The following is a 4,105-nucleotide window of genomic DNA, read 5'->3' on the forward strand; positions in this document are numbered from 1 at the left end:
CGCTATGGGCATCATAACTGCCAACGCGCAGGAGAATGTAACCGTTGAAACGACCAACGGAAGTGAACAACCGACCTTGACGAAGGAGGTCTATCCGCAGAAGGAGGCGGACGGCGACCTATATCACGGGCTGTCACGCAAGCTGACCTTCGACCGCATGATACCGCCGCACGGTCTGGAAGTGACCTACGACAAGACCGTCCACGTCATTTTTCCGGCGGAGGTGCGCTATGTCGATTTAGGCTCGCCCGACCTGATTGCCGGGAAAGCCGACGGAGCGGAGAACATCATCCGTGTGAAGGCTACCGTAAGGAATTTTCCCAACGAAACGAATATGTCCGTCATCACGGAGGACGGCAGTTTCTACACCTTCAACGTGAAGTACGCCGCCGAACCGCTGTTGCTCAACGTGGAGATGTGCGACTTCATCCATGACGGCAGCACGGTGAACCGCCCGAACAACGCGCAGGAAATCTATCTGAAAGAGCTGGGCAGCGAAAGCCCGATGCTGGTGCGCCTTATCATGAAGTCCATCCACAAACAGAACAAGCGCGAGGTGAAGCATATCGGCTGCAAGCGTTTCGGCATCCAATACCTGTTGAAAGGCATCTACACGCACAACGGCTTGCTTTATTTCCACACGGAGATAAAGAACCAGAGCAACGTGCCTTTCGATGTGGACTACATCACTTGGAAAATCGTGGACAAGAAGGTTGCGAAGCGTACTGCCGTGCAGGAGCAGATTATTCTGCCGCTCCGCGCGCAGAACTACGCCACCCTCGTGCCGGGCAAAAAGAGCGAGCGCACGGTCTTCACGATGGCGAAGTTCACCATCCCCGATGACAAGTGCCTCGTGGTGGAATTGAACGAGAAGAACGGCGGCCGTCACCAGTCCTTCGTGATTGAGAACGAGGATTTGGTACGCGCGGGTACCATCAACGAACTTCAAGTACGCTGACCATGAGAAAGTACATCGCAATAATCATCGCGTCGCTTGCCCTTTTTACAGGGCAGGCGCACGCCCAGCGGTGTCTGCCGAAGATGCAGGGCATCGAGGTGAGGGCGGACATGGCGGACGGCTTCAATCTCGGCGGCAAGGACGGCGGGTACAGCTTCGGGGCGGCTCTCTCCACCTACACGAAGAAGGGGAACAAGTGGGTGTTCGGTGGCGAATACCTGTTGAAGAACAATCCCTACAAGGACACCAAGATACCCGTGGCGCAGTTCACGGCGGAGGGCGGCTATTACTTCAAGATACTGTCGGACGCCCGAAAGATTGTTTTCGTCTATGCCGGGGCTTCGGCTCTCGCCGGATATGAGGCGGTAAATTGGGGGAAGAAGGTGCTGCATGACGGCTCCACGCTGCACGACCGGGACGCCTTCATCTACGGCGGTGCGCTGACGCTCGATGTGGAGTGTTACGTGGCAGACCGTATCGCCCTGCTTGCCAACCTGCGGGAGCGTTGCCTTTGGGGTGGCGACACACGGAAGTTCCACACGCAGTTCGGGGTCGGTATCAAGTTCATCATCAACTGACACGGGCATGGAAAGGACGGAAATAGATGCTGTCAGAAGGATGCCGCTTGCGGATTTTCTCGCACGGCTGGGGCATGAGCCTGTCAGAAGGAGCGGTAACGAGCTGTGGTATCTTGCCCCGTACAGGGGCGAGCGCACATCCTCTTTCCGTGTGAACGTGGCGAAACAGCTCTGGTACGACTTCGGTTTGGGCAAGGGCGGCGACATCTTCACGCTTGCCGGGGAGTTTCTGCAAAGCGATGACTTCATGAAGCAAGCGAAGTTCATAGCGGAAGCCGCCAATATGACGGTTGCCGGATGGGAAAAGCCCGTCTATCTCTCGAAGCCGACCGAATCCGTTTTTGAGGATGTGGAGGTCGCTCCGCTGCTCCGCTCACTGCTGACGGAGTATTTAGAGGAACGGGGCATCCCTTACGCCATCGCATCCCGTCACTGCTGCCGCTTGAACTACGGTGTGCGTGGGAAACGGTATTTTGCCGTTGGCTTTCCGAACATGGCAGGTGGCTATGAAGTCAGAAGCCGATATTTCAAGGGTTGCATACCTCCGAAGTCTGTATCACTGGTAAAGGCGAATGACATCCCGGCTGACGAGTGCCTCGTGTTCGAGGGCTTCATGGACTTTCTCTCTGCCGTGACGCTTGGTGTAACCGGTAACGCTGACTGTCTTGTGCTGAACTCAGTCGCCAACGTGGAGAAGGCGGCGGGATTGCTGGACGGATACGGGCGCATCGGCTGCTTCCTCGACCGTGACGAAGCCGGACGGCGGACGCTTGCCGCACTTACCATGCGATACGGGGAACGTGTCACCGACCGTTCCTCCCTCTATGACGGTTGCAAGGACTTGAACGAGTACCTGCAACTGACAACGAAAAAACAGAAAAACAACCATCTAAAAATCGAAGAACAATGAACATACTGAACAACAGAAACAAGAGAACATCAATATTCAAGGCAGTGGCGTTATGCCTGATAGCCGCCATGTCATTCACCCTCGTGTCATGTGACGATGACATGGACATCCAGCAGTCCTATCCCTTCACGGTGGAGGTCATGCCCGTGCCGAACAAGGTAGTAAAGGGGCAGACAGTGGAAATCCGCTGTGAACTGAAAAAGGAGGGCGACTTTTCGGGTACGCTCTATACCATCCGCTATTTCCAGTTCGAGGGGGAAGGCTCGCTCAAAATGGATAACGGCATCACCTTCCTGCCTAACGACCGCTACCTGCTGGAGAACGAAAAATTCCGCCTGTACTACACGGCGGCGGGTGATGAGGCGCATAATTTCATCGTGGTGGTGGAGGATAACTTTAGCAACTCCTACGAACTGGAATTTGACTTCAACAACAGGAATGTAAAGGACGACGATCTTACCATCGTTCCCATCGGCAACTTCAGCCCCTTGTTGAAATGATGCGTGTATTCATGACAATGCTCTGTTCACTTCTGACGGTCTGTTCTGTGTCCGCGCAGATCAGCCGCCAAGAGGGAACGGACGGGCAGGCGGCAATCTACCGACTGCCGCTTATGGAACGTGCTTTTTTATGCTGCCGCTACTTTGAAGGCTGGCACTCAGAAAAACACTACCCATACGTCGGTTGGGGTCACAAACTTTTGCCAAACGAGAAGTATTCGGCACGAACCATGACAAAACGGGATGCGGATGAACTTTTGCGGAAAGACCTGCGCAAATTTGTCGCCATGTTCCGTAAATTCGGGGTTGATTCGATTTTGCTTGGCACGTTAGCTTACAATGTGGGACCGGCGAAGCTGTTAGGCAGCAAAACAATCCCCAAAAGCACCTTAATCAAGAAGCTGGAAGCTGGTGACAGGAACATCTACCGTGAGTATATAGCCTTCTGCAACTACAAAGGAAAACGCCACGCCATGCTGCTCAAACGGAGAAAGGCGGAGTTTGCGCTGTTGTATATCCCATAAAAGGACTGACAAAACTGGCAAAAGACGTGCCATATTTAACTTGGCACGTCTTTTGCTCTATCACTTGATAGATTATCGTAGGATTTTCTCGTTAATTGACATCGTTGAGCCATTTTTGCCTATCGGTTTCCAAATAACACTTCAAGTTGTAAGTGTTGTGAGAGCAATACAAAACATAGTTATTAACCATAAAAAGTATAGCGAAATTATGAAGAAAGTATTTAGGAAAATTCAGAAAGGAACAACAAAAATGATTGAACGTATCAAATCGTTGGGGGAAATGGAGACGAAGCAGAAATGTGTAGTTCAACGGTTCGAGATTATCATTCCCCTCCACCAAAAAATAACGACCCAATATATAGCCTCCGCAAGTTTTACTTGCGGATTTTTTAGTTATCGCAGATTGGACAAAGGTTTCTTTGCTACTTTCTTTGTCCGCCATCATGCTCACTGAAAGAAAGTAGGGCGGCTCTCGCCGCCCCGCCACTCAAAAGCGTGTGTAAAGTCCCGTCACCATCGTGAACATTTCCTCCAGCATATCAAAATAGATACCCTCGTGTACGGCAATGTCCTTTGTCTTGCACTCAAAGGTCTTTTTGCTGAACGTCCTGCGGTAGAAGCGCATATTGTAGAGG

The 4,105-nt window shown here is 52.2% G+C and carries 6 protein-coding genes; all 6 read left to right on the forward strand.

Going from position 1 to position 4,105, the window contains the following annotated elements:
* On the forward strand, positions 1-958 hold a 958-nt coding region (traN, locus tag AB5542_RS21035), incomplete at its 5' end, for a conjugative transposon protein TraN (protein WP_368243442.1).
* 2 nt (positions 959-960) lie between these two features.
* Positions 961-1,536, forward strand: coding sequence for a conjugal transfer protein TraO (locus AB5542_RS21040; RefSeq protein WP_004291523.1), 576 nt, complete (start codon positions 961-963; stop codon positions 1,534-1,536).
* Between the two features lie 7 nt (positions 1,537-1,543).
* Positions 1,544-2,446 carry a toprim domain-containing protein gene (locus AB5542_RS21045; protein WP_004291524.1) on the forward strand — a complete coding sequence of 301 codons (903 nt, stop codon included), beginning with the start codon at positions 1,544-1,546 and terminating at the stop codon, positions 2,444-2,446.
* Entirely contained in the window at positions 2,443-2,946 is a 504-nt protein-coding gene (locus tag AB5542_RS21050; protein ID WP_004291525.1) for a DUF3872 domain-containing protein, read from the forward strand. The genes AB5542_RS21045 and AB5542_RS21050 overlap by 4 nt, the downstream gene beginning before the upstream one ends.
* Positions 2,943-3,470: a glycoside hydrolase family protein gene (locus tag AB5542_RS21055; protein WP_004291526.1), complete on the forward strand. Its 528-nt coding sequence runs from the start codon at positions 2,943-2,945 to the stop codon at positions 3,468-3,470. Before AB5542_RS21050 ends, AB5542_RS21055 begins: the two co-directional genes overlap by 4 nt.
* A 64-nt stretch (positions 3,471-3,534) precedes the next feature.
* Positions 3,535-3,924 carry a hypothetical protein gene (locus AB5542_RS21060; RefSeq protein ID WP_004291527.1) on the forward strand — a complete coding sequence of 130 codons (390 nt, stop codon included), beginning with the start codon at positions 3,535-3,537 and terminating at the stop codon, positions 3,922-3,924.
* Positions 3,925-4,105 lie beyond the last annotated feature (181 nt).

The organism is Butyricimonas sp. RTP31003st1_G1_RTP31003_210430 (assembly GCF_040920905.1).
GTDB classification, from domain to species: domain Bacteria; phylum Bacteroidota; class Bacteroidia; order Bacteroidales; family Marinifilaceae; genus Butyricimonas; species Butyricimonas paravirosa.

Excerpts from the sequence above, each read along its gene's own strand:
- AB5542_RS21040 (WP_004291523.1), top strand. The coding sequence starts at position 961 with ATGAGAAAGTACATCGCAATAATCATCGCGTCGCTTGCCCTTTTTACA.
- AB5542_RS21045 (WP_004291524.1), top strand. The coding sequence starts at position 1,544 with ATGGAAAGGACGGAAATAGATGCTGTCAGAAGGATGCCGCTTGCGGAT.
- AB5542_RS21050 (WP_004291525.1), top strand. The coding sequence starts at position 2,443 with ATGAACATACTGAACAACAGAAACAAGAGAACATCAATATTCAAGGCA.
- AB5542_RS21055 (WP_004291526.1), top strand. The coding sequence starts at position 2,943 with ATGATGCGTGTATTCATGACAATGCTCTGTTCACTTCTGACGGTCTGT.